19 protein-coding genes are annotated in these 24,543 nt (G+C 71.7%); 13 read left to right on the plus strand and 6 right to left on the minus strand.

Annotated elements, in window-relative coordinates; genetic code table 11:
• Window positions 1–29: 29 nt before the first annotated feature.
• The 3 genes from ACFT7S_RS11890 to mltG all read left to right on the plus strand — a co-directional run bounded on the left by ACFT7S_RS11890 (window position 30) and on the right by mltG (window position 3,786).
• The gene (locus ACFT7S_RS11890; protein ID WP_382730022.1) at window positions 30–1,886 is read left to right on the plus strand and encodes an ABC transporter ATP-binding protein; all 1,857 of its coding nucleotides are present in this window, start codon (window positions 30–32) and stop codon (window positions 1,884–1,886) included.
• 66 nt (window positions 1,887–1,952) lie between these two features.
• Window positions 1,953–2,570, plus strand: a complete 618-nt coding sequence (locus ACFT7S_RS11895; RefSeq protein ID WP_382730024.1) for a hypothetical protein — start codon at window positions 1,953–1,955, stop codon at window positions 2,568–2,570.
• A gap of 367 nt (window positions 2,571–2,937) precedes the next feature.
• Window positions 2,938–3,786, plus strand: coding sequence for an endolytic transglycosylase MltG (gene mltG, locus ACFT7S_RS11900; protein ID WP_382730026.1), 849 nt, complete (start codon window positions 2,938–2,940; stop codon window positions 3,784–3,786).
• Window positions 3,787–3,816: 30 nt separating this feature from the next.
• Here the strand turns inward: mltG and ACFT7S_RS11905 are convergent, their stop codons facing one another.
• The 6 genes from ACFT7S_RS11905 to ACFT7S_RS11930 all read right to left on the minus strand — a co-directional run bounded on the left by ACFT7S_RS11905 (window position 3,817) and on the right by ACFT7S_RS11930 (window position 9,248).
• A complete protein-coding gene (locus ACFT7S_RS11905) occupies window positions 3,817–4,929 on the minus strand; it encodes an NAD(P)-binding domain-containing protein (RefSeq protein WP_382730028.1) in 1,113 nt (370 codons plus the stop codon).
• Between the two features lie 77 nt (window positions 4,930–5,006).
• Entirely contained in the window at window positions 5,007–6,215 is a 1,209-nt protein-coding gene (locus tag ACFT7S_RS11910; RefSeq protein WP_382730030.1) for an LLM class flavin-dependent oxidoreductase, read from the minus strand.
• Window positions 6,212–7,240 (minus strand): ABC transporter substrate-binding protein, encoded by a 1,029-nt coding sequence (locus tag ACFT7S_RS11915; RefSeq protein ID WP_382730032.1) that lies wholly within the window; start codon window positions 7,238–7,240, stop codon window positions 6,212–6,214. The genes ACFT7S_RS11910 and ACFT7S_RS11915 overlap by 4 nt, the downstream gene beginning before the upstream one ends.
• 58 nt (window positions 7,241–7,298) lie before the next feature.
• The gene (locus ACFT7S_RS11920; protein WP_382730034.1) at window positions 7,299–8,075 is read right to left on the minus strand and encodes an ABC transporter ATP-binding protein; all 777 of its coding nucleotides are present in this window, start codon (window positions 8,073–8,075) and stop codon (window positions 7,299–7,301) included.
• Window positions 8,048–8,950, minus strand: a complete 903-nt coding sequence (locus tag ACFT7S_RS11925; RefSeq protein ID WP_382730036.1) for an ABC transporter permease — start codon at window positions 8,948–8,950, stop codon at window positions 8,048–8,050. The genes ACFT7S_RS11920 and ACFT7S_RS11925 overlap by 28 nt, the downstream gene beginning before the upstream one ends.
• A gap of 214 nt (window positions 8,951–9,164) precedes the next feature.
• Window positions 9,165–9,248, minus strand: a complete 84-nt coding sequence (locus tag ACFT7S_RS11930; RefSeq protein WP_311307964.1) for a putative leader peptide — start codon at window positions 9,246–9,248, stop codon at window positions 9,165–9,167.
• Between the two features lie 93 nt (window positions 9,249–9,341).
• Between ACFT7S_RS11930 and ACFT7S_RS11935 the strand changes: the two genes are divergently transcribed.
• From ACFT7S_RS11935 to ACFT7S_RS11980, 10 genes are all read left to right on the plus strand, one after another.
• Window positions 9,342–9,764 carry a YjbQ family protein gene (locus tag ACFT7S_RS11935; protein ID WP_382730038.1) on the plus strand — a complete coding sequence of 141 codons (423 nt, stop codon included), beginning with the start codon at window positions 9,342–9,344 and terminating at the stop codon, window positions 9,762–9,764.
• Between the two features lie 728 nt (window positions 9,765–10,492).
• A complete protein-coding gene (locus ACFT7S_RS11940; protein WP_382730040.1) occupies window positions 10,493–11,074 on the plus strand; it encodes a hypothetical protein in 582 nt (193 codons plus the stop codon).
• Window positions 11,075–11,124: 50 nt separating this feature from the next.
• The gene (locus tag ACFT7S_RS11945; protein ID WP_382730042.1) at window positions 11,125–14,505 is read left to right on the plus strand and encodes a CHAT domain-containing protein; all 3,381 of its coding nucleotides are present in this window, start codon (window positions 11,125–11,127) and stop codon (window positions 14,503–14,505) included.
• Window positions 14,489–15,172 carry a hypothetical protein gene (locus ACFT7S_RS11950; protein ID WP_382730045.1) on the plus strand — a complete coding sequence of 228 codons (684 nt, stop codon included), beginning with the start codon at window positions 14,489–14,491 and terminating at the stop codon, window positions 15,170–15,172. Before ACFT7S_RS11945 ends, ACFT7S_RS11950 begins: the two co-directional genes overlap by 17 nt.
• Window positions 15,172–15,849 (plus strand): RES family NAD+ phosphorylase, encoded by a 678-nt coding sequence (locus tag ACFT7S_RS11955; RefSeq protein WP_382730048.1) that lies wholly within the window; start codon window positions 15,172–15,174, stop codon window positions 15,847–15,849. Before ACFT7S_RS11950 ends, ACFT7S_RS11955 begins: the two co-directional genes overlap by 1 nt.
• A gap of 50 nt (window positions 15,850–15,899) precedes the next feature.
• Window positions 15,900–17,021, plus strand: coding sequence for a macro domain-containing protein (locus tag ACFT7S_RS11960; RefSeq protein WP_382730050.1), 1,122 nt, complete (start codon window positions 15,900–15,902; stop codon window positions 17,019–17,021).
• A gap of 460 nt (window positions 17,022–17,481) precedes the next feature.
• The gene (locus ACFT7S_RS11965) at window positions 17,482–19,392 is read left to right on the plus strand and encodes a hypothetical protein (RefSeq protein WP_382730053.1); all 1,911 of its coding nucleotides are present in this window, start codon (window positions 17,482–17,484) and stop codon (window positions 19,390–19,392) included.
• Window positions 19,393–19,430: 38 nt separating this feature from the next.
• Window positions 19,431–20,675 (plus strand): hypothetical protein, encoded by a 1,245-nt coding sequence (locus ACFT7S_RS11970; protein WP_382730056.1) that lies wholly within the window; start codon window positions 19,431–19,433, stop codon window positions 20,673–20,675.
• On the plus strand, window positions 20,672–23,182 hold the full coding sequence (locus ACFT7S_RS11975) for a hypothetical protein (protein ID WP_382730058.1): 2,511 nt from the start codon (window positions 20,672–20,674) through the stop codon (window positions 23,180–23,182). Before ACFT7S_RS11970 ends, ACFT7S_RS11975 begins: the two co-directional genes overlap by 4 nt.
• Window positions 23,179–24,537: a sugar kinase gene (locus tag ACFT7S_RS11980; protein WP_382730060.1), complete on the plus strand. Its 1,359-nt coding sequence runs from the start codon at window positions 23,179–23,181 to the stop codon at window positions 24,535–24,537. The genes ACFT7S_RS11975 and ACFT7S_RS11980 overlap by 4 nt, the downstream gene beginning before the upstream one ends.
• Window positions 24,538–24,543: the final 6 nt, after the last annotated feature.

The following is a 24,543-nucleotide window of genomic DNA, read 5'->3' on the forward strand; positions in this document are numbered from 1 at the left end:
GACTCCGTTCATTGTGAGTATAGGTAACAATGAGCTATGCTCTCCAAAGTTGCATTCCCACACACCTGCCGAGGGAGCCCGTGAAACCCGACGAACCCGCGTGGACGCCCCCGCCCAGGGACGACGGACAGCCGCCCGCCGAGCTGCGCCGCATCTTCCGTCTCTTCCGCCCCTATCGCGGCCGCCTCGCACTGGTCGGCCTGCTGGTCGGCGCCTCGTCCCTGGTGTCGGTGGCCTCACCGTTCCTGCTGCGCGAGATCCTGGACACCGCCATCCCTCAGGGCCGCACCGGCCTGCTCTCGCTCCTCGCCCTCGGCATGATCCTCACTGCCGTGATGACCAGCCTCTTCGGTGTGGTGCAGACCCTGATCTCCACAACCGTCGGCCAGCGCGTCATGCACGATCTGCGTACCGCCGTCTACAGCCAGCTCCAGCGGATGCCGCTGGCCTTCTTCACCAAGACCCGCACGGGTGAGGTGCAGTCCCGCATCGCCAGCGACATCGGCGGCATGCAGGCGACAGTCACCTCGACCGCGACCTCGCTGGTCTCCAACCTCACCGCGGTCATCGCCACGGTCGTCGCCATGCTCGCGCTCGACTGGCGGCTCACCGTCGTCTCCCTGCTCCTGCTGCCGGTCTTCGTATGGATCAGCCGTCGAGTGGGCCGGGAGCGCAAGAGGATCACGACGCAGCGCCAGAAGCAGATGGCGGCCATGGCTGCCACGGTCACCGAGTCCCTCTCGGTCAGCGGCATCCTGCTCGGCCGCACCATGGGCCGCTCGGATTCGCTCACCAAGGGCTTCGCCGAGGAGTCCGAGCGCCTCGTCGACCTCGAAGTGCGCTCCAGCATGGCCGGACGGTGGCGGATGTCGACGATCGGCATCGTCATGGCCGCCATGCCTGCCGTCATCTACTGGGCGGCCGGTATGACGCTCCAGTCGGGTGCCACCGCCGTGTCCCTCGGCACCCTCGTCGCGTTCGTCTCGCTCCAGCAGGGCCTGTTCCGGCCCGCCGTGAGCCTGCTCTCCACCGGAGTGCAGATGCAGACGTCCCTCGCCCTCTTCCAGCGGATCTTCGAGTATCTCGACCTGAAGGTGGACATCACCGAGCCCGAGAAGCCGGTGCGGCTGGAGAAGATCCGCGGCGAGGTCGCCTTCGAGGACGTCGACTTCAGTTACGACGAGAGGAGCGGCCCCACGCTCAGCGGCATCGACGTCACTGTGCCCGCCGGTGGCAGTCTGGCCGTCGTCGGACCCACCGGTTCCGGCAAGTCGACCCTCAGCTACCTCGTGCCCAGGCTGTACGACGTCACCGGCGGCCGGGTCACGATCGACGGCGTCGATGTGCGGGACCTGGACTTCGACACCCTGGCCAGGGCCGTCGGCGTGGTCTCCCAGGAGACCTATCTCTTTCACGCCTCCGTCGCCGACAACCTCCGCTTCGCCAAGCCGGAGGCCACCGACGAGGAGATCGAGGCCGCGGCCCGCGCCGCGCAGATCCACGACCACATCGCCTCACTGCCCGATGGATACGACACTCTGGTCGGCGAACGGGGCTACCGCTTCTCCGGCGGCGAGAAGCAGCGGCTGGCGATCGCCCGCACGATTCTGCGCGACCCTCCCGTGCTGATCCTCGACGAGGCGACGAGCGCTCTCGATACGCGTACGGAACACGCCGTGCAGTCGGCGATCGACTCGCTCTCCGCAGGGCGCACCACGCTCACGATCGCCCACCGACTCTCCACGGTCCGTGGCGCGGACCAGATCATCGTCCTGGACGGCGGCCGTACGGCGGAGCGCGGCACCCATGAGGAACTGCTCGGCCGGGACGGCCGGTACGCGGCCCTGATCCGCCGCGACACCCAACTGGCACCAGTTGCCCCCTGAGGCACCTGAGACAGGGCCCGGGGCCGGAGTGCGGCGCCGGTTCTCCGTACGGCGTGATCGCCGCCCATGAGATCTCTGCACGGGGTCGAACTCCCCGGATTCCGGCCCGTGGACAACGACGCATGGATGAACGACGACGGCGATGTCCTGTCGCTGCACTTCTTCGGACTGCCGCCGGATCTGGCGGCCGGCCTGGACGACGGCCCGACCCTGCGCAGCACCCTCACGCACTACACCGCTCAGGCGGGTGGCGGGCTGATCGAGGCAGCGGTGAAGAAGCTGGGTGACCTCCCCGCCCTGCGGCAGATACTCAAACTGCCGCTGCCCGGAGCGCCCAGCGGCCAGGTGTTCATCGGTAGCTTCACGGTGCCGCGCGCGACCTGCAGCACCGTCGTGAAGATCCAGGCACCCGAACGTGGCATGACAGGGATGCGGGAAGCCGTGGTACTCGCCAAGGTGGGACCCGATCGGTACTTTCGGCCGCACCCGTACGCCCCCGACGTCCAGGGCGGGCTTCCCTTCCACGCGGGCGACCACGCCCAGTGGGACGCGGAGTTCCCGGACCACCCGCTCAGCCGCGTGCGCAGAACACTCGACGCACTCGCCGAAGTAGTCACCGCAGACCCCGGATTCGCCGCCCTGCCTCCCTTTACGGGGCCGGGGACCCAGCCGGCCCAGGACTGAAGGGGCCGCACACGGCAGCGCCGCCGCTCCCGTGGGACGGGGAGCGGCGGCGCCGGTGGAGTAATGGTCAGACGAGCCAACCCACGAAGTGGAAGACGCCGGCGAGCAGGTTGGTGAGGAAGTTCATCTGGTGTTCCTCCTTGTGCGTGGTGCATCTGTGGGACTGCGCAGTCGCGGTCTGTAGCCCGTCGCTTGCGCCCTGTAATCATCAGGTTCCGCAGCGGAGTTGAGCGACGAAAGCCGATACGACCACGCGTTCGAGGGAACATCCGATTCCTTGTTCGTGGGTTCTGGTGACGCGCGTGCGGCTCGTGTCGTCTGCGGCGAGGTACCGGATCGGTGCATATGTCCGGGTTATCGTGCCCGCATGGTGAACGAGTCCCCGGACGCCCCACCCCGCCCCAGACTCCGTCCGACCCGGCGCGGTCGGCTGGTGCTGCTCATCGGCGCCGTCCTTGTCGTGGCGGCAGCCGTGCTGGTGCCGCTGCTGCTCCTCGGGTCGGAGGAGAAGCGGGAACAGCCCCGCTTCGTGGTGATCCCCGAGGGGTGGCGGGCCTCCCAGGTGTACGCGGCGGCCGACAAGGCACTCGGTCTGGCACCGGGCAGCACCGAGAAGGCCGTGCCCACGGCCGAACTTCCCCTCCCGGCCGCAGCCGACGGCAACCCGGAGGGCTACCTCTTCCCCGCGACGTATCCCGTCGACGACGAAACGACCCCTGAGAGCCTGCTCCGCTACATGGTGAAGACGGCGGCCAAGCGGTTCGGCGCGGACCCAATCACCGCCGGGGCACAACGCAACAGCGTCTCCGTCTACCAGACGGTGTCGATCGCGGCGATCGTGCAGGCTGAGGCCGACACCGTCTCCGACATGGGCAAGGTGGCCAGGGTCATCTTCAACCGGCTGGCCCAGGACATGGCGTTGCAGATGGACTCGACGCTCAATTACGCCCTGAAGCGGTCCACTCTGGACACCACCTCGGGCGACACGGAGATCGACAGCCCGTACAACAGCTACGAACGCAAGGGGCTGCCGCCGACCCCCATCGGCAATCCGGGGGAGCAGGCCATGCAGGCCGCCATCAGCCCGCCGCCGGGTCCGTGGCTGTACTTCGTCACGGTCGGGCCGGGGGACACCCGCTTCACCGACAGCTACGACGAACAGCTCACGAACGTCGAGGAATTCAACCGCAACCGCCGCACCGTCACGACGGACTGAGGCCGGCCGCCACCCGTCAGACCGGAACCGTCAGACCGGAACCGGAACCGCAACCGGAGCGGGGCCGGGGCGACCGGCCCGGTCCAGCAGCCGCTTGACCGAACGGACCGCGGCCCGCCCCGCGCGGTTTGCGCCGATCGTGCTGGCCGACGGCCCGTACCCGACGAGATGGATACGTTCGTCCCGTACGACCTGGGTGCCGTCGAGCTTGATGCCGCCGCCGGGCTCGCGGAGCTTCAGGGGCGTCAAATGGTCGACGGCCGCCCGGAAACCGGTTGCCCAGAGGATCACGTCGGCCTCGACGGTCCGGCCGTCGTCCCAGGCCACCCCACTCGGAGTGATCCGGTCGAACATCTCGACCCGGTCGAGGACTCCCCGCTCGCGGGCGTCCCGGACAGCCTCGGTGAGCGGCAGCCCGGTCACGCTCACCACGCTCCGGGGCGGCAGCCCCTGACGTACGCGGTCCTCCACCAGGGCCACGGCGGCGCGCCCCTCGTCCTCGCCGAACGGCCCTTCCCGGAACACCGGCGGCCGGCGCGTCACCCAGAACGTCTCGGCCGCCACGTCCGCGATCTCCATCAGATGCTGGGTGCCGGAGGCGCCACCCCCGACGACGATCACCCGTTGCCCGGCGAACTCGCCGGGTCCCGGGTAGTCGGCCGTGTGCAGCTGACGCCCGCGGAAGGTCTCCTGGCCCGGGTAGCGCGGCCAGAAGGGCCGGTCCCAGGTGCCCGTGGCGCTGATCAGGGTGCGCGTGGCGTACGTACCCTCGGAGGTCTCCACGAGCAGCAGCCCGCCGTCCCCCTCGCGGACGGCGCTCACCGCCACGGGCCGGTGCACCCGCAGGTCGAAGCGCTGTTCGTACGCGTCGAAGTACGCGCCGATCACCTCGGACGAGGGCCGGCCGGGATCGGCGCCGGTCAGTTCCATGCCGGGCAGGGCGTGCATGCCGTGGACCTTCCCGTATGTCAGCGAGGGCCAGCGGTACTGCCAGGCGCCGCCCGCACGGGGAGCGTGATCGAGGACGACGAAGTCGCGGTCGGGCTCCAGCCCGGCCCGCCGCAGGTGATAGGCGCTGGACAGGCCGGCCTGCCCGGCGCCCACCACGACGACATCCAGCTCACGCGTCCCGAAGTTGTTCACGCTTCTACCAACCGCGCGCCGGTCCTGGATCTTCCCGCGCGCGGGAAGATCCAGGACCCGCCGGAAGAGGTGTCCGCTCAGCGGCCCCCGCCGAGCAGCAGCGGGGCGCCGCCCGGGGCAGATGCCGGGCGCCCGTTGGCCGCGGGCACCGAGAGCAGCGGCGAAGCCGGGACGGTCGACAGCAGCCCGCGCGCCGCGAGCTCCGGTGTGACGCCCTCGCCGAACCAGTACGCCTCCTCCAGATGCGGATATCCGGAGAGCACGAAGTGCTCCACACCCAGCGCGTGGTACTCCTCGATCCGGTCGGCCACCTCCGCATGGCTGCCCACCAGAGCCGTTCCCGCGCCGCCCCGCACCAGTCCGACGCCCGCCCAGAGATTCGGCGAGATCTCCAGCTTGTCGCGGGAGCCGCCGTGCAGCGCCAGCATCCGCTGCTGGCCCACCGACTCGCTCCGCCCCAGCGCCTGCTGTGCGGCGGCGATCGTCTCGGGGTCGAGATCGCCGAGCAGCCGGTCGGCCGTCGCCCACGCCTCGCGCGAGGAGTCGCGCGAGATGGTGTGGAGCCGTATCCCGAAGCGAACGGTGCGGCCCTGCTCCTGGGCCAGCCGCCTGATCCAGTCGATCTTCTCCTTGACCGCGGCCGGAGGCTCGCCCCAGGTCAGATAGACATCGGCATGCGCGGCCGCCACCGGCCCGGCCGCGGCCGACGACCCGCCGAAGAAGATCTCCGGCAGCGGGTCGGGCGGCAGCGCCGTGAGCGCGCCGTCGACCTGGTAGTGCTCGCCCGTGAAGTCGTACGGCCGCCCGCTCCACGCGCCCTTCACCACCGACAGGAACTCGGCGGTCCGTGCGTAGCGCCGGTCGTGGTCCAGGTGGTCACCGAAGCGCCGCTGCTCCGTGGAGTCGCCACCCGTCACGACATTGAGCAGCAGTCGCCCCCGCGTGATCCGCTGGTACGTGGCTGCCATCTGCGCGGCGAGCACCGGGGAGATGACCCCGGGACGGAAGGCCACGAGGAACTTCAGCCGCTCGGTGTGCTGAGCCAGCGCCACCGTCGTCAGCCAGGCGTCCTCGCACCAGGTGCCGGTCGGCGTCAGTACCGCTTCAAAGCCCAACTGCTCGGCGGCTTTGGCTATTTGGATCAGATACTCGATATCGGGAGCGCGCACCCCGCTCACCGGGGTGATCCGGTCCCGCTTGATTCCGCCGTCGGTGTACGCGTGTCGGTCGACCAGCGTCCGGCCGTCACCACCGGTCGGCAGGAACCAGTGCAGGGAGACGGTCATGAGGATGCCTTTCCGTAGGAACGGGGAGCCGTTGAGGACGGGGGAAGATCACGGTTGAAGCGGGTGTCGACGTACTCCTCGAAGGAGAAGCGGCGAGGGATCAGCTTCAGCTCGGCGAAGGTGTCGGCGATCGCCTGCTCGGAGGCGATCGCGGCCGGATCGATGGCGACCGGGACGCGTGTGCCGTAACTGCGCTTCACCGCGTCGAGCGCCACCTCGTACGGCAGTCCGGTCTCCTTCGCCCAGACCTTCGCCCAGGCTTCGGGGTGCTCGAAGACCCAGCTCAGCGCCCGCTCCAGCCGGACCAGCAGATCACCGATGGCCCGCGACTTCGCTTTGTCCTTCAGGGCGGAGGGCGAGGCCACCTGGAAGCCGAGTCCATTGACCACACCATCACCGGTGGTCAGCACCCGGGCCTTCGTGGTCCGCAGGATCTGCGAGGTGTACGGGTCCCAGATCGCCCAGGCATCGACCTTGCCCCGGCTGAAAGCGGCCAGCGCGTCGGCGGGCTGCAGATAGTTCAGCTCGACGTCGGAGACGGACAGGCCGGACTTCTTCAGGGAAGCGACCAACTGGTAGTGGGCGGAACTGCCCTGGGCCACCGCGATCGACTTGCCCTTGAGCTGCGCGGGGCTCTTCAGCGGCGAGTCCTCGGGGACCACGATCACCTCGCCGGCCGACGAGCCATGGGTGGCGCCCACCACGACGATCTTCGAGTCGGCGCCCGCGGCGAAGACCGGCGGGGTATTGCCGACCCCTCCGATATCGACGGCCCGGGCGTTGACCGCTTCCAGCAGCGGTGGCCCGGAGGTGAAGGTCGACCACCTGATGCGGTAGTCGAGGTCGTCCAGCTCCCCGGACGCCCGCAGGATGGCTTCGTAACCACCCTTCTGGTCGCCGACGTTGAGCGTGACAGCGCCTGAGCCGTCGGTGCTGTCCGCGGTGCCGGCGGAGGACGTCCCGCCGCAGGCGGCGAGCAGCAGGGTGAACGGCAGCAGCAGAGCGGGCAGGGTGCGGCGTCTCATGAGATGTCTTTCCTGTTCCTGGGAAGGTCGTACGGAGCGAGCGAAGGGCGGGGTCGGTTCAGGCAGCGTCGGCCTGGCCGGCCGGGCCCTCGACGCCCAGCTCGGACAGCAGCCGCGAACGCAGCGCGGCGAACCCGGGGCTGCCCACACCGCGCGGCCGGTCCAGGGTCACGGGTGTGTCGTAGGCGATCGCGCCGTCCCGCATCACCAGAGCCCGGTCGGCGAGCAGCAGCGCCTCGTCCACGTCATGGGTGACCAACAGCACCGCGCAGCCCCGCCGTTGCCACAGCTCGGCCACCAGCTGCTGAGCCTTGATCCTGGTCAGTGCGTCGAGCGCGCCGAACGGCTCGTCGAGCAGCAGCAGATCGGGTTCGCGTACGAGAGCCCGGGCCAGTGACGCGCGCTGTGCCTCGCCGGCGGAGAGCGTCTTGGGCCAGGCGCCCGAACGCTCCGACAGCCCCACTTCCTTCAACGCCCGTTCGGCAACGGCCCGTGTGGGATTGCCCGGCAGTCCGAGCAGCACATTGCGCCAGACCCGCTTCCACGGCATCAGCCGCGGCGCCTGGAAGGCGACGGCCCGCCGCCTGGGCACGAGCACCGTGCCCTCGATCTCACGGTCCAGACCGCCGAGCACCCGCAGCAGCGTGGACTTTCCGCAGCCGCTGCGCCCGAGCAGGGCGGTGAACTCCCCTGCCCGCAAGGTCAGATCGAGCCCGTCGATGACGGGCCTGCCGTCGAAGGACCGGGTCAGCCCCTCGATCCGTACAGCGGCCTCCGGCTCTGCGCCGGGGTCGGGGGAGAGGGCGGTCACTGGCCCGTGAAGGTCGGTCGCCATTGCAGCAGCAGCCTTTCGAGAATCCGGACGATGACATCGGCGGTGAGACCGAGGAAGGCGTAGACGACCAGGCAGACGACGATGACGTCCGTACGGAAGAACTCCCGGGCCTGGTTCATCAGGAAGCCGATACCGGCGTCGGCGTTGATCGACTCGCCGAACACGAGCGCCAGCCAGGCGGTCGCGAGGGAGTAGCGCAGCCCCGTCATGGCGCCGGGCAGTGCACCCGGCAGCACCACATGCCGGATCAGACCCCACCGGCCGAGACCCAACGACTGCCCGGCTTCGATGAGTTGGGAGTCCACGCCACGGATTCCGGCGTACACGTTGAGATACAGATGGAAGGCGACGCCGAGCGCGATCAGTGCCACCTTCGGGGCCTCGCCGATCCCGAGCCAGATGATGAACAGCGGGATCAGACCGACCCAGGGAACGGTCCGCAGCATCTGCACGCTCGCGTCCACCAGGTCCTCGCCGAGCCGGGAGAGCCCGGATACCAGCGCCAGTGCCGTACCGATGACCCCACCCAGCAGCAGCCCCACGGCCACCCGCCGGAGCGACACGCCCATCGCGGACGGCAGGGTGCCGTCCGCGACCAGATCCGCTCCGGCGCGGGCGATGGTGCCGGGGGAGGCGAGCACGTCGGGATGCAGGACCCCGGTGGCGCTGAACACCTGCCACAGCGCGAGAAGCAACAGCGGACCGATCGTGCGCCGCACCCACCGGGGCACGGAACCGAGCCGGAGACCCGACGTCGCGACAGGGACGACCGGCTCCAGATCGACCGACGGCGGGGAGGTCCGGGACGACGGGGGCGACGAGGAGAACTTTCCGGATACCGGCGATATATCCGGCGGGGCATGGTCAACGGTCATGAGGGCTCCATGAGCAGGTGAATGCGGGAACGCACCCCTCACGCCGCGTACGACGCCACGCCGAGCCGAGGCGCGGGCCCGCTAGGAGAAGCGGACGCGCGGACGCAACGGCAGGCGCAACGGGAAGGGGGTGGTGAGGTGGTGCACGGGCGCGCACGGCAGGAGCGGGCGCGTCGCGCGCCCGGTCACCGTGGGGAGAAGCGCTGAGAGAACGTCAGCAGCCGCGACAACACGCGGCGGATGCCACTCGCAGCAGGTCGATGTGACCGCGCGAAGTGAGCAGTGCTGAACGGAACATGGCGCCGAACGTAGCGACGCGGAACGGAACCGGTCAATGCCGTCTCGTTCCGTGGACGGGCGATCCCACTCCGCAAGCGGGAGAATGGGCGCCATGTCTGAAACCTTCACCACACGCGTCCTGAACATCGCCACAGGAGCGACCGAGACCGTCAGGGACCTGACGGCGGAGTGCGCACAGTTCCTCACCGCCGCCGCCCAGGGCCGCGACGGCCTCCTCAACATCTTCGTGCCGCACGCGACGGCCGGAATCGCCGTCCTGGAGACGGGGGCCGGCAGCGACGACGACCTGCTGGCCGCGCTCCACACCCTTCTCCCCGCCGACGACCGCTGGCAACACCGCCACGGCAGTCCGGGCCACGGCCGCGACCACGTACTCCCGGCCCTGGTGCCGCCGCATGCCACGCTGCCGGTGATCGGGGGGCGGCTGGAGCTGGGGACGTGGCAGTCGGTGTGCCTGGTCGACACCAACATCTCGAATTACAACCGTCAGGTGCGGTTGAGCTTCTTCGGATAGCGCGTCGCTTCGGCGGGACTGTAGAGGGGAAGTCCGGCCGCGCCAACTGAGTGGTGCGCACGGATGCCCACCGGTCCGCCGGCCCCTGAGCTTCGCTCCACTTCGGGCGCAGGGGGAATCCCCACTTCTGCGCCGTTCACCTGTTGCCGATGACCTCGCACGTGGAGTGCGTGGCTGTTTTGGAGCCTGTGCAAAAGGGCTCCTGACCTGCGGTTTCGCTGCCTGAGTGGTTCGCTCGACCTGTTTCCGGCCATCCAACGGGTCGAGTGGACGGATTGGCCGCTGGATGTGCTTTGACCTGCGGTTTCATGGCGGAACGGCCCTATCGGCGACGACTTCGGGGCCTCGTTCGAAGAATCTTGACGCTCGGATGACGCTGGCTTTGGCTCCGCATGGCTCTGGTTGGAACTCCGCACGATCCAGCGCCGGGACCTCGACGCCACGATCAAGATCCGTGCGGCCGGTCGTCCGAAGGGCAGCCGTCCTATTCCGGATCCGCAGGGACCTCCGAGTCACCCGGATGGAAGCACTTAAGAGAGCCCGCGCAGGCAGGTGCGGCTGTCCTTCCTCAGCTGAGGGATACCGGGGCACCGCCCCACCTCCCGCCGCGTCGGCTGGTCGCCGACGGGTCGTAGCCCGGGCAACTCCCGGGTGTGCTGTTCCCACGCCCGGCGTCCCTTGCTTTGCTGGATTCGTGACGTGATCGAACGTCGGAACGGAGGGGGCACGTGGAGGTCGGGAGTCTGACCGCCCTGGCGGCCGTCGTCGTCGGGTGCGCCGGGACGTTGCTGTCCGCGCTGCTGACCCAGCGCGCTGCGGACCACAGCCGGCAGCGTGAGCAGGAGCGTGCGGAGCTCGCACGGCAACGGCACAGCGACATCCGGGAACTGCGGGCCTGCTACGTCGGCCTCAACACCGCGTCGCGGCAGTACCTGGCCGCGCTCACCGACCAGGTGCATGCCCTGAGCCGCGGCGACGACATGAGTGCCGTACGGCAGCGGCTGACCGAGGCACGCGACCAGCATCGCGACGTGTACGCGGAGGCCCAACTGCGCGTCCCTGACCAGGTTCTCGACTTCGCGGGCGAGGTCAGCCGCGAACTGGGTACCGTCTACGGCATGGTGCGGCGCCTCGACGACGGGCTCGCGTACGAGGGCGACTCCGTGGCGGTGGTTCAGGAGCGCATCGACGTGCTCTGGCGCCGGTTGCGCGAGGTGCGGCGGGAGATGCGGGTCGAACTGGGTGTGCCCCGGGCGCCTCGTGGTCAATGCCAGGGATCTCGTCGCCCCGCGTCCGGGGGATCGGCATAGTGGAGTCGTTGTCCTGGGCGGGTCCGGGCTTCGGGGGAGAGGCAGTGCCGGTGAGCGACGAGGAGAGCGGCGGAGTCCAGGGGCTGCGCGCGTGGGCGGCGGAAGCGGCGGAGCGGGTCAGGAAGCTGATCCCGGCGATGGGGGCGCGAGCGGTGCCGCCGCGGGCGTACGACGAGTCGATCGCCGAACTCGACCAGTTGGTGGAGCTGTTGGACCACGACCCCGTCCTGCGAGGGTCCGTGGGCGTCTGGCTGGGCGGGGCACTCGCCCTGCGGCTGTCGGCGGGGGCGGGGGGCCCCGCCGACCGGGAGCGCGCGGAGCGGCTCCTGCGGGACGCACGGAACGCCCGTACCACGATCGGCGCCGCGATCGGAGCGGAGGATCGGCGCTGGGCGGCGCTGTTCCTGCTGACGCTCCTGACGCCGATCCGGTCGCAGCCGGGCGTCCCCGGGAACGTGCCCGACCTGACGGCGTTCTGCGACTGGCTGATGGGGGCCGGGCTCGCCGGGACGATGAGCGCCGCAGCAGAGATCCATGAACTGACCGACGAGATCGCCGAGTTGCCGTTGCCGCCGGAGTTCCTCGCGGAGTACCGGCGGATGAGAGAGCTGTTCCAGGCCGGCACGGGGCCGGAGTTCACCGCGATCCTTGCGGACCTGATGCCTCCTGGCGACCCGTTCGCGCAGACGCTGCTGCAGACGGTGGGGCAGATGGTCGGCGGGGGAGAGAGGGCGGCGACCGAGGCACCTGCGGGCGGTGAAGCGGCGGCGTCGACGTCCTCCGTCGCTGCGGAACCGGAGGACGCGCCCGTACTGGGGCTCGGTGACCTCCGGCGCATCGCGTCCGCCATGGATGCCGTGGGTGCCACGTCCCAGGGGTTCGACGAGATGCTCAGGAGCGGCGACCCCCAAGTCCTCAACGACCTGCTGGGGAAGTTGCAGTCCGTGCAGGAGCAGCAGCCGCCCGGCCCCGACCCGACAGCCGGGATCGAGGCCCTGAAGGCACTGCTCCTCAGCGTCAGCCCCGGCGTCGGAGGCACGATCCAGGACCGGTCCGCGGGCCGTGCCCACATGGACGCGATCGCGCGCTACTTCGAGGAGTACGACGGGCCGTTGCCTCCCGGGGTCCGGGACCCGGCAGTCATCGGGCGGGTGCAGGTGCTCTACGCCAAGGTGCTCGACGCGGGCGAGGCGCAGGATATCGGCGTACTGCGCGAACTCGTCGCGGAGGCAGAGGAATTGGGGCGGTCCATCGCCGACGATCACCCGCTCCGTTTCGTCGTGGACCTGACACTGGGCGCGGCCCACACCCAGCTCGGCGCCGCGACGGGCGACCTCGACCTGGTACGGCTGGGCACGCCCTTCCTGGAGAAGGGGATGACCGGCGCCCGCACGAGCGGCCTGGGGTTCACCGACGAGATGTCCCCGCCGCACGTCCCCGACTTCGGCCTGCTCAAGACGGCGCTCGCGGGCGGTGCGGCGCCCGTCTTCGACCGCGTCCCACCGCCGCCGGACGCGTCCGCGGACGAGGTGTACGCCGCCGCGCTCTCCACCGCCCTGCAGTACGGGCTCACCCATGACCCGGCCGTCCTGGACGTGCTCATCGGTGAACTGGAGCGGGTCCGGGACGCCGTGCGCGAGGGGAAGGCTCCACGGATCGCCGCCGAGGCGCTCTGGAGGCTGGCCGAGGCGTACCGGGAGCGCGGCGTGCTCAACCAGGACGTCAAGGACATCAGGGCCCTCGGCGCGGCCGACGAGGCGCTGACGGCGCTCGCCGCCGACGTGCTGCTTCAGGCCGGTGCGGAACACGGACTTCTCGCCGCCCGCTCCGGGGCGAACCGGGGCGTGCAGGCCGCGCTGTGGGCGACCTCGCAGGGGCGCCTGCACGAGGCGGTGGCCGCACTCGAACAGGGGCGGGCCCTCGTGATGCACGCCGTGTCCACCTCGTCCGCCGTGCCCGAACTCCTCGACGCGGGCGGGCACCACGAACTCGCCAGGGCGTGGCGCAGAGCCGTCGCGACCGGGTCCGGCGCGGAGTCGGGCCGGGCCGGGAAGCAGGGGGTGCCCAGCGAACTGCCGAGCACCCTGCGCCGCCGAGCCCTCGAAGCCCTCGGCTACCGGGACCACGACGGTCTGCTCGGCACACCCACACTGGCCGCCCTCACGGACGGGATCGAGGCGAGCGGTGCCGACGCGCTCGTCTACCTCGTGCCCGGGGAGGACGCGGACGCCGGAGTGGCGATCGTGGTGGCGCCCGAGCGCGGTGTCGCCTTCAAGGTCCTGCCGCTGCTGTCGGGCGCCGAGAACGGCCCGCTGGAGCGGTACCTGGACGCCACCGCCCTGCGGGACGCCGCGGACCCCGACGACGGGGCCGCCGCCCGGGCCTGGGAGGAGTCGCTGGCGGGCCTGTGCGACTGGGCCCACGACGTCCTCGCCCCGGTCGTCGCCGCCCTGGACGAGGGGCTGACGCGCGGCGGCGACCGGGGCGAGGACCCGCTCCGGATCGTCCTGGTGCCCTGTGGCCGCCTCGGCATCGTGCCCTGGCACGCCGCACGCATGCCCACCGACACCGGGCACGCCTTCCTGTGCGAGACCACGGTGTTCAGCTACGCATCGTCCGGCGGGCAGTTCCTGCGCACGGTGCGGCGCGCACCGCGGGACCCGGCGGCCGCTCCTGTGTTGCTCGCCGATCCCACGCTGGACCTGGCGTACGCCGAGGCCGAGGTCATGGCCCTGCGGAACGCCTTCTATCCGGGGGCCCGGCTGTGCGGCGAGGTCTGTGACGTGCCCGAGGAGGAGCTGGTCGCCGGTACCCCGGACGACATCCTCGCGTTCCTCGCCGACGGGGCCTCCCTGCTGCACGTCGCCTCGCACGGCTCGACGGGCACCCGGCCCACGGTCTCGGCCCTGCACCTCGCCGAGCCGCCCGGGCCGCCGCCCGCGGACGGGGACGGCACGGACCCGGGCGCGCTCACCGTGACCCGGCTGCTCGACCGGCCGACGGACCGACAGGAGCCCGTCGACGGGCCGTTGGTGGTCCTCAGTGCCTGCCGGACCGACCTGAGCACCCGTGACCACGACGAGGCCCTGACGCTCACCACAGCGTTCGTGTCGAGCGGCGCGCGGGACGTGGTCGGGTCTCGCTGGGCGACCGACGACGGTGCCTCCGCCCTGCTTATGACGGTGTTCCACCACTACCTGAACGCCGAGGGGCTCAGCCCCGTCGACGCGCTCCGGGCCGCCCAGCTGTGGATGCTCGACCCCGGCCGCGAGAACCCGGGACCGCTCGGCGGCGTGCTGCTGCGGCAGGCGGAACGACCAGACCTCGACCGCATCCCGCTGTGGGCGGCCTTCATCCATCAGGGGCACCCCGGCCCGACCGGGACGACGAAGAACGACGGAGGAGGGGGATCGGATGAACGCGAGCGGTGACGGCCCGGTCGGCCGGACGCTCAGACTGATCGGGGAACATCGCACAGCCGTCCGCGAGGCACTCGGTGACCAGCTGTACGCGTCCCTGCTCACCAAGCTGGAGGTGCTGGCCACTGTGGCGTCCGACGACGGCCGGGCGTTCCGCAGGGCCTGGCAGGGCGTCCGGCAGATCCTGCTGGAGCTGCCGTTCGGCCACCCCGCACGACTGCCCGACTCCGTACGGCTGGTCGGCACGGCGCCCGAACCGGCCGGGGTCGCGGGCGCGCAGGAGCTGCTGGCCCTGCTGCTGGCGACACCTGATCCCGCACCGGAACCAGGCATGTCGGACGGCACCCCGGACGACATCCTCCGCGCCCCGGCCCTCTCCGCGGACGAGGCGCACGCCCGGTGCGGTGGAGCGGCACCGCCGCCCGAACTGATCAGGCTCGCCGACCCGCAAGGCGGCGATCGCTACCCGGATTTCCAGTTCCCCACCGGCTGCGGAACCCCGTACGAGATCGTCCTGCGGATCAACCGGCTACTCCTCGCCGACATCGACCCCTGGGGAGCGGCGGCCTGGTGGCTCAGCGGGAACACCTGGCTGGGCGGGGCGCCCGCGGCGCTGCTGGGCCGACGGCCGGACCAGGAACTGGCGGTCGCGGCCGCCGCGTTGGTGGAGGGGGACTGATGACCGGCCTCTTTCCCATGACGTCGCTGGAACTGCGGCCCGTGAGGCATGTGATCCCGGCCGGTACGGAGCTGTGGCGGGTGCACAACATGCGGTACGCGCCGCACGAGTTCAACCCGAACCTGGCGGACCCGTTCGAGTTCACGGACGGCAACCGCTTCGACGGCACGCCGCTCGACCCGTACCACTGCCTCTACCTGGCGGACACCGCGACCACGGCTCTGGCGGAGAGCGTGCTGCGCTCCCGCCGCTTCGAACAGCCGGCCGGACGGCGGCGCATCCCGTACGCCACGGTCGTGCGCCGCTCGCTGAGCGTGCTGCGCACCCGGTGCGACCTGACCCTGGTCTCGTTGATCGAGGCCAAGGACCTCGCCGCGGTCTGCCAGGAGTCGACGCTCCTGGAGGACGAGCGCAACTATGTGTCCGCCCGGCGCTGGGCGAGCGAGATCCGGGCGCAGGCACCTGACGTCATGGGGCTCATCTGGCAGTCCCGGCACAACCGGCCGCAGAGTGCTCTGGTGCTCTTCCACGACCGGTTCCCGGACTGCGGCGGCAAGCCGCTGGACGTCGTGGCCGACTCGGGGATCGCGGAACTCGACTCCGACGCGGGGATCGGCCGGGCGAACGAGTACCTCGAACCGCTGCGCGCGGAGATCTCACGCCCACGTCGGGAGTGACGCTCGCAGACTCGCTTGTCCACAGAGAGGCATGGTGCCATGGTGAGCGCATGGCATCGCCGACTCCTGACCATGCGGCAGTTCTTCACGAAATCAGGGAAGTCCGGCGCATCGGTCTCGTTCGGTTGCGCGGACGCTCGCTGCCGCACCTGGAGTCGGCGGCGGAATCGGTGGCCGAAGAGGGCTCCCGCGCCCGAGGGGCGACCGTCGAGGCGCTGCTGCGGCGCGCAGTGTCGCTCCTGGACGGGGGCACCCTGCGCACGGCCGCCGAGTACAGCCTTGGTCTCGCGCAGGGCACCCGGGACTGGCCGGCTTCCTCGCGAAGGGCCAGGGCCGCGTCGTTGTACGGCGTGAGCGTCGAGCGCTTCCGCAAGGACCACGAAATGATGGTTCTGGGGCAGGTCGCCGAGTACGTCGTGCGCCTCGTGGCGGCGCGTGAGGAGCAAGGGGCCGGAGCGGGAGCGCCGTTGGGTGACTCGGGGGAGTGGGGTGTCGTCACGCACCGGACGGTCCGGGTGCTCGCCGGCGGCACACAGACCCTCACCGTGCACCTGCACCCCGTGGACCTGCTGCGGGACGTGGACGTCGTCGTCTCTCCCGCGAACGTCCACCTCGCGCTGCCCGCGCCGTACAAGTCCTCGGTCGCGGCGTCGCTGCGGCGGGCGGCGGCCGTGCGCGGGGTGACCGGAGACGTGAACGACGACCCGCTCCACGACGAACTGCGCAAGTGGGCCGCACGGCACGGTACTTCGGGCCGAGCCGTGCTGCCCGGCACGGTCGCGGCCACCGGCTCGGGCGCCATGATCGCCCAGGGAGTGCGACGGGTCTACCACGCCGCGATCGCCGTGCCCCGGGCGGGCACCAACGACTACCACGTGTTGCCTGCCGACGTGACGAGGGCGGTGTCCCGGGTCTTCGCGCTGCTGGCCGAGGAGTCCGGGCACAGCGATCCGCCGCTGCGCTCGGTGTGCTTCCCGCTGCTCGGATCCGGCCGTGGTGGACTGCCGTACCACGTCAGCCTGGGCGCCGTATGGGCTGCGGTCGAGGCGGAGTTGGCGCGCGGGGCGTCCTGGGACGTCCACTTCGTGATGCGCACGCGGGAGGCGGCGGCTCTGGTGGAGCGGATTCCGGCCGGGATCCGCCCGGAACGTGCCCGGCCCACGACCGGCTGACCCGCTGGAATAGAAGGACGCCGCTTCTTCCGGGACGTGCTCGAGGTGCGTGATCGGGTCAGGGCGCGGCGCAGTTCGGGTCGCCGGAACCACCGTCGGGCGTGCGCTGTGATGCGTGCCCTGAGGGTGCCGGCCGATGAGTGGCAAAGGCGGTGAGCAAGATCATGGGGTGGTGTGTCCGGGTGGTCGCGCCGGTACCGGGGAGCGGCGCGGCGCCGACGGGGACTGAGAGGCGGGATTCCATTCGTGAGCGCATGATGAAGCCCACGAGGAGTTCTGTCAGCGGTTCGCGGAAGTTGCCCGCACACATACCTGACTCGCCATCATGATGTGTCCTCTGAACGCCAGTTGGCCGTACACCGTAGTCGCACAGGCATGTTCTCGACAGCGGTCGGACCGCGTTGGTGCGCCAGGAGAAGAACGGATGACGGGGGGCTGTGATTTGAATGCTGCCTGTCCGGTGTGCGCCACTCCGGAGGGTCGGCGCGACGTCTGCGCGGTCTGCGGCTGGCGTCTCAACGGCGACCTGGTGCTCGGTGCGCTGACGGCCCAGGACCTCGCCGACGCCGAGGCTGTGCTGGGCGCGGCGGAACACACCTGGGACCTGCGGGCGGCGGCGCTCGCCGCACGCAACCCGGATGAGCACCGCCGACTCGGCGACATCGTCCGGGGAGGGCAACCGAAGCCGGACGAGGCGGTCCCAGAGACCACGGAGACCGTCCCCGCGACGTCCGGGCACGGTCCGGCGCTCGATGAGCTCTGCCAGGGCCGGCTGGAGGAACTGTCGTTCGTCGAGGCCGCGGCCGACGGACTCCACCTGACGCGGGTGGGCGTCACGGAGGCCGGGATCCCGGTGCCGTACGACGCGGGCAGTGTCACCTGGCGCGCGGTCCTGCCCTCATTCGACTCCGGCGAGGCACTGCGCCGTTTCCAGCTCGCGGGTGGCTGCGGCACGCTCCCGCCCGTGGACCGCGGGGAGTTCGACGCCGCGGTGGAGGAATGGCTCGCGGCGAGCCTGCCCGCCGATCCCGAGCCTGTGGTCGTCCTGCTGCGGCCCCCGCCGGGCTGGGAGTTGCTGCGGCGCGCCGCAGCCGTCGTGGCACGGACCTGCGCTGTGCGGCTCGAACTGGCGTTGGAGGAAGTCATGTTGTGCGGGCCCTCCGAGGACGAGGACTCCATGCCGTCGCCCTGGCGAGGCGGGGCTGAAGGCCCCCTGGAGCGCCCCGCCGTCTTGGGCAGGGTGCGCCGCCTCCTTCGTACGCTCCCGCTCCTGGCCGACCACACTCTGCTGCTGGCCCGCGCCGACCGGGACACCGGGGCCGTACGCCCGCACAGCCACGTGCTGTTCCCGGCGGGTTCCCGGCTCGGCCCGGGCGAGACCGCGACGACCGAGGTCACCGTGCACGGCGGCACCGCCGGACATGCTCCGCTCCACCTGCCCGTCCTCGCCGGTGCGCCGGCCGCCGACGGGAGCGGCGCCCCCATTGTGACGGTGCATCAGGTCACGGTCGGAGCGCTGGAACCGGCCCGGCTCACCTTCGTGCTGCGCGGGCCGGGCGAGGTGGACCTCGTCGCCTCTGCGGCCCACAAGGGCGGGCGACTGCCCGAGCCCGCCGTCCTCGACGTCCCCAGACTGCTGTCCCGCCTGCCGCGCCGGATGGTGCGCCCGCCCCGCCTCGAGCTGCTCTTCACCGTCGAACTCAGCGGCGCCGACCGGGCGGAGACCGAGGAACGCCTCACCTTCGTGCGGGACGTCGCCGCTCTGCTGGCCCACAGGGACCACGACGGCACCGCCGTCCGGGTCGGAGCCGTCGGCCACTACGACCACGCGGACTACGAGAGCGCCTGGGCCAAGGAGGGCACCCTGCTGCGCGCCCCGGTCCTCGCGCGCCCACCCGCCGAGCTGCCCGCGGCGCTGTCCGACTGGGCACCGGCCCCGCGGCGGCAGGACACCGTGTCCTCCCTGGAGGACGCGCTGCACCAGGTGGCTTCGCTGCCCGCCCGGCACCCCGGCGACACCGAGGTGTGCCGTGTCCTCCTGATCGTCGGCCGTCGGCCACCCGCCCCGCCCCGCCAGCACGGCGTCGTACCGGCCTGCCCGCGCGCCACGGACTGGCGGACCGCCCTGAACCGGCTGCGCGCCGACGGCTTCCGCGTCCTGGCCCGCGTGGACGCCCCGGCCGGTCCGGCGCCGGACGCGGCGAGCGTACGGGCCGCGCGCTACGCGGCCGAGGCATGGCGGGCCCTCGGCGCCGACGGGGCGTTCCGTCCCGGCACCGACTCGGCCCAGGACGTGGTCCGGGCCGTCGATCCGCCCTGGCGGCACGAGGGCCCGGAGTGCCCGCTCGCCTTCGCCGCCCCGCTCATGTGACACCACCCCACATCGTGGCCCCAGTACGAGGAGAGCCCATGACCGATCTCTACGACCCGAACCGGCACGGCCCGAGCCGCGACGAGCCGGACGGCACGACACCGGAGGCCACCGGCAACGGGGCGCGCCAGCCCGCGGGACATGGCGAGGGCAGCCCCCGGGCGACGCCCTCCGACCCGGCCCCGGCTCCGATCCCGGCCCCGGCTCCGTCCCCCGACCCGACGCACGCACGGGCGGGAGCGGACGAAGGTGCGCAGCTCCCGCCCGTCCCGGACTCCGTGTCGTCTTCGGAGCCCGCCCGCGTCCCGTCCGGCGGCGAGGACGCGGACCGCATCAGAATCGGCCTGTGGGGCGCGCCGCGTTCGGGCAAGACGACGTACCTGGCCGCCCTGCCCATCGCCGCCATGCAGTACCAGCGCCACCACGAGGGCGCCTGGAACATCAGCGGCATGACTCCCGAGGCCAACGCGTTCCTCAGCCAGGGCATCGACCTGCTCACCCGTCAACGGACCTTCCCCGAAGCCACCATGGGCATCAGGGACATGGCCTGGTCCGTCCAGGGTCCGCAGAGGAAGGGCAAGTGGGGGATCGGCGGCCGACGGCCCAGCTTCGTCCTCGACATCCAGGACGCCGCCGGCGAGGTCTTCGGTGACGGCCACCCCCAACAGGCGCAGCTCGTCGGCCGACTGGCCCGCGCCCAGGGCCTGATCTACCTCTTCGACCCGCTCGGCGACGCCGAAGAGGCCACCGAGAACTTCAACTTCCTCCAGTCGACCCTGACCCAGCTGACCGCGCAGGTCCGCAACCGCCAGGGGCTCATCGGGGGCAGGCTCCCCCACCATGTGTCCGTCTGCATCGCCAAGTTCGACCACCCGGACATCTTCAAGCCGAGCGCCGAACTGGGCTGGGTCAAGCAGGACACGGAAGGAGCCGCGCTGCCCCGGGTGCCCGAGGAGCAGGGCGAGCAGTACTTCCAGTGGATGTGCGACGACTTCCGCGGCTCCAACGCACGCCTCGTACGGGACGCCCTGTACGCCTACTTCGACCCTCGGCGTATCTCCTACTACGCGACCTCGGCGATCGGCTTCCGGTTCACCCCGCAGCACGTCTTCGACTACAACGACTACGTCCAGCCGGTCCTGGTGGAGAGGAAACAGCGCCTGCGCACCTCCCCCGTGCCGATCAACGTCCTGGAGCCGCTGATCGACCTGGAGGAACGCGTTCACCGGGACCGCAGCCGCGAGCGTCGCACGAACGTCCGGCGCGGGAGGAAGCAACGGTGAACGAGCGCCTCGGAGCGGAGCGGCTGACCGCCCACACGGCGGTGCTCGGCAAGTACCCGGGACGGACCATGGGGTACAAGGTGCTGCGGAGCAGCCTCCCTGACGGCCGTGCCGACGTCCACCTCTGGCGAGCTGCCGCCACCGGTGCGCCCAGTGGACACGAGGACCCCGACGGTGCGCTGCCCTGGCGGATGTTCCTCGGAGCGACAGAAGCCGTCCCCGACCCCGGCTGCGCTCGTGTCGAGATCAGCTGGGACGGGACGACCGACGGCACCGGCGCGCCCAGCTACACCTGGCGGCTGACCCTGCTCGACTGGGCGGCGACGCAGCGCGCCGCCCTGACCTGGTCCGGGATCGACCGGGCACGGTCGGCGGACCCGCAGGATCCGCCGGCCGACGACGCCCCGGCCGTGCTCACCGTGCCGGGCACGTCTCCGGACGCACTCGCCGCCGTCATCGACGATCTGGGGTTCGCCTGGGTGTCCGGCGTCGCCGCGCTGCTGCTGGACGACCGGCAGGTGGCCCTCACCCCGGCCCCCGGCCGACCGCTGCCGGATGTCGCGGAGCGGGTGCGCGTCCTCGACGCGGTCTGCGCGCTCCTGCCGTACGCCTGCCGGGCGTGGCTGAGCGCCGCCACGTGGACCGGCGAGGCGGGGCACGACCTGCGGCTGTTCTTCGCGTCGACGGCGCGAACCGGACAGACCGAGGCGGTGTTCGGCGGGGCCGTGCCGCAACAGCCGCGCGACGGAGCCGCCCTCGCCTACGTGCAGGACCTGCAACGGCTGCGGGCGAAGAACCCGGACACCGCGACACTCGTGAAGCACCTTCTGACCGCCGCGGAACCCGTCACGGCTGCACCCGACCCGCGCGCCGCCCTTGACGTCCTGCGCGAGGCCGATCTGCGGGACCTGGTGATCGAGGAGGTCCGCTCCGGTGCCGCACGGACGGCTGATGTCGCGCGAGTCCTTGCCACGCACCCGTCCGCGTCCCTCGACGATCGGCAACTCGGAGCCCTGACCGTCTACCTGGCCCGTCAGGCACGACGTGGGAACGCGGCCGCCGGCGCGCACCTCGCCGAGCACTGGTCCGCGCGTATGTGTTCCTTCCTCGCCCGGGACGTCCTGGCCGCCGGAGCGCCGGCCCAGTCCTTCGAACGGGCCGAGGACCACCTGGGCGTCGTCCACGACCAGGTCGAGGCGCACCGGACCGGAGGCTTCGACGACCTGTTCCACGCCCTGGTGGAGGTCGCTCCGGAGCCGACGCGAGGCTGGGCGGGATCGCTGATCTACATGGCGGAGGACCTGTGGGGCCGCAGCACGTACCGCGCCGACAGTCTCCTCGTCCGCGATCCGGCCGTCGGAAAGACATGGCTCGGGTACCTCCTGAAGGACAGGAAGCGCAGCAGCCTCGAACCGCTCGAACGGCTGGTGAACCGGGCCAGGACCGAGATGTCCACCGACGCCACCCCCGGCTGGCTGCGCTTCGGGGGCGTGCTGCTCGGCGGCCCGCCGGCCGGTGCCACAGCCACGGACGCCGCCGACTTCGCCGAGGCGTTCGAGAAGGGCTGGTCGACCACGCTGGACATCGCCCAGCTGCAGCGACGGCCGGCCGTACTCGGGCTGATGTGGCCCGGACTCTGGCGCGCCGCCCGCCAGGAACGCGCTCTCGGCTACGCCGTGGGGCGCCTCGTACCGGTCGATGAACCGGTCCCAGGGTCGGTGGCGGCTGACGCGGACCTCTTCTGCGCGGCCACCCGTACCGGCAGTGGGCCGGGCATGCCCCGTCTGGATCGACTGGTCCACGAAGAGGAACTGCAGGCGTACACCACCGCGCTGCTGGACCGTATCGACTCGGACTCGGAACTGGGGCGCCGCGCCCTCGACGCGCTCGTGGAGGGGACACCCGGCCGGAACAGCTGGTGGGTCATCGAGCAGCTGACCCGCTCCCGGCCCCACACCCTCCGAAGCGACCTGTGCGAGCGGTTGTACCGGCGGCTGACCGGTCACGGCGGGCCTCTCAACGACCTCGACGTACCGGACTACCTCATGGAACTGGTGGGCCGGCAGTTCGACATGGTGTGGCTGCGGGCCGTGCACGCCTTCCGCGAAGCGGTGCGTGAAACGGAGCCGTACGAGGAGGTGGCCCGCATCCTGCTGGCCTCCGCGCCCGACGGGCGGCTGCCCGCGCAGCTCGCCGACGCGGTCGCTGCCTGGACTGTCGCCCAGGGCCCGTACTGCCTGGAGCAGGTCGCCCACTACATGGACGGCCTCGCGGCGGGCCTGCCGGGGCTGCGGATGTACGAGTTCCTCGTGCGGGGCGACAGGCGCGAGGGGCTGCGCGAGATGCTGGCCGACTACAGCCGGGATCAGCAGACCTGGCACACGACGGTCCTGGCACACCTGCGGCGCGCGCCGGACGCTCCGCAGGTCGCGGTGGTCCCCAGCGGAGACGAACGCCGGGACAGCCGCAGAGGGTTGGGCCGGCTCATGCCGCGGAGGAACCGATGACTGCGCCCGCCGCTCCCGCCGTCGCTATCGACGTCGGCTCGCGCTTCCTCCGGGTGGCCCGCGTCGAGGCGGACGGGACACCCCGGCTGGTGGACCTGCCGGGTGCGGTGCCCGGGGAGGGTCTGCCCACACCGGCCGCGGCGTGCGAGGACCGCGACGCCGGCCTGCGCCTGGCGTACGCCGCGTACCGCGAACACTGCGGGACGCCCGATCGGCTGGTTCTGGTCGTGCCGCAGTCGGAGCAGGACAGACCTGCCCCGGACGTCGGGGTGCCGCGACCCCGGCTGCTCGGCACGCCGCACGCGGTACTGGCGCTGCTGCGCCATGCGGGCGGTCAGCCCGCATGGCCGCTGCTGGTGTGCGATCTGGGTGCGTCGGGGATCGACATCGCGCGGTGCGCCCTCGTCGGCAGGATGGTGGGCGTATCCCGGGTGACCCGGTACGAACCCGGTCCCCCCGGCTATGGCGCCGCGTTCGACGCGGCGGTGCTGGACGGGGCGGGAATCGCCGCCGAGGAGCCGGAGGTGCTGCGCGGACTCGCCCTGGCCAGGTCGGCGAACGCCCGGCGGATCGAGGCCGCGCTCGACCGGATGGCCCTGCGCCCGGACCGCGCGGAGCGGTTCGCGGACACCGTGGTGCACGAAGTGGCCGGCCGGGAGATCACCGCGGGCGTCGTGTACCGGGCCCTTTCCCGGCTCACCGACGGACTCGACCGGGCTCTCGCGGAGGCCCGCCCCGGCCCGGACCGCCTGCCCGTGATCGCCGTGGGCGGCCCCGCCCGGTCGGGAGCGCTGATCCGGCACCTGACGGAACGCCTGGGCCCTGCGGCCCCGCTGCCGGACGGCACCGACCCGGCGTCGGCCGCGGTGCTCGGCGCCGCTCTGGTGGCCGCCGGACGGGCCGACGCGGCCGACCGGTACTCGTACGCCGTCGCCGTGCGCGTCCACCGCACCGTCGCCGGACGGCCCCGGGACAGCGAGCTGCTGATCAGCCCGCCGGGGACGCTGGTACCCGGGGGAGCCACCGTGTTCGCCGAGGACCGTGGGGAACGGGTACGGCTCAGGACCGCTCCGGCCGCGGGCGGGGGCGACCGCGAGGTCCGGCTCGTGGTCCGCGACGCCGGGGCGGGGACCGCCGTGCCCGCCGGTACGGCGATGGTGCCCGCGATCGCCGACGCGCGCCTTCACGTAGGGCTCCGCATCACGAGGGACGGCACGGCCCGGCTCGTCCTGCAGCCGCTCGGGCGGAGCCCGGACGACGCGCACCCGCCACAACCTCCGCCCACGGAGATCCCGTTGGGCGCCCTGCCGGCCGACGCCCGGCCCGCGGAGACCGACCGCCCGCCCGATACCTGAGGAGTC

Source organism: Streptomyces sp. NPDC057136 (genome assembly GCF_042670885.1).
Lineage (GTDB): Bacteria > Actinomycetota > Actinomycetes > Streptomycetales > Streptomycetaceae > Streptomyces.

What these genes read in the sequence shown, in the direction of transcription:
- ACFT7S_RS11890 (WP_382730022.1), top strand. Translation starts at nt 30, where the DNA reads ATGAGCTATGCTCTCCAAAGTTGCATTCCCACACACCTGCCGAGGGAG.
- ACFT7S_RS11895 (WP_382730024.1), top strand. Translation starts at nt 1,953, where the DNA reads ATGAGATCTCTGCACGGGGTCGAACTCCCCGGATTCCGGCCCGTGGAC.
- mltG (WP_382730026.1), top strand. Translation starts at nt 2,938, where the DNA reads ATGGTGAACGAGTCCCCGGACGCCCCACCCCGCCCCAGACTCCGTCCG.
- ACFT7S_RS11910 (WP_382730030.1), bottom strand. Translation starts at nt 6,215, where the DNA reads ATGACCGTCTCCCTGCACTGGTTCCTGCCGACCGGTGGTGACGGCCGG.
- ACFT7S_RS11915 (WP_382730032.1), bottom strand. Translation starts at nt 7,240, where the DNA reads ATGAGACGCCGCACCCTGCCCGCTCTGCTGCTGCCGTTCACCCTGCTG.
- ACFT7S_RS11920 (WP_382730034.1), bottom strand. Translation starts at nt 8,075, where the DNA reads ATGGCGACCGACCTTCACGGGCCAGTGACCGCCCTCTCCCCCGACCCC.
- ACFT7S_RS11925 (WP_382730036.1), bottom strand. Translation starts at nt 8,950, where the DNA reads ATGACCGTTGACCATGCCCCGCCGGATATATCGCCGGTATCCGGAAAG.
- ACFT7S_RS11930 (WP_311307964.1), bottom strand. Translation starts at nt 9,248, where the DNA reads ATGTTCCGTTCAGCACTGCTCACTTCGCGCGGTCACATCGACCTGCTG.
- ACFT7S_RS11935 (WP_382730038.1), top strand. Translation starts at nt 9,342, where the DNA reads ATGTCTGAAACCTTCACCACACGCGTCCTGAACATCGCCACAGGAGCG.
- ACFT7S_RS11950 (WP_382730045.1), top strand. Translation starts at nt 14,489, where the DNA reads ATGAACGCGAGCGGTGACGGCCCGGTCGGCCGGACGCTCAGACTGATC.
- ACFT7S_RS11955 (WP_382730048.1), top strand. Translation starts at nt 15,172, where the DNA reads ATGACCGGCCTCTTTCCCATGACGTCGCTGGAACTGCGGCCCGTGAGG.
- ACFT7S_RS11960 (WP_382730050.1), top strand. Translation starts at nt 15,900, where the DNA reads ATGGCATCGCCGACTCCTGACCATGCGGCAGTTCTTCACGAAATCAGG.
- ACFT7S_RS11970 (WP_382730056.1), top strand. Translation starts at nt 19,431, where the DNA reads ATGACCGATCTCTACGACCCGAACCGGCACGGCCCGAGCCGCGACGAG.
- ACFT7S_RS11980 (WP_382730060.1), top strand. Translation starts at nt 23,179, where the DNA reads ATGACTGCGCCCGCCGCTCCCGCCGTCGCTATCGACGTCGGCTCGCGC.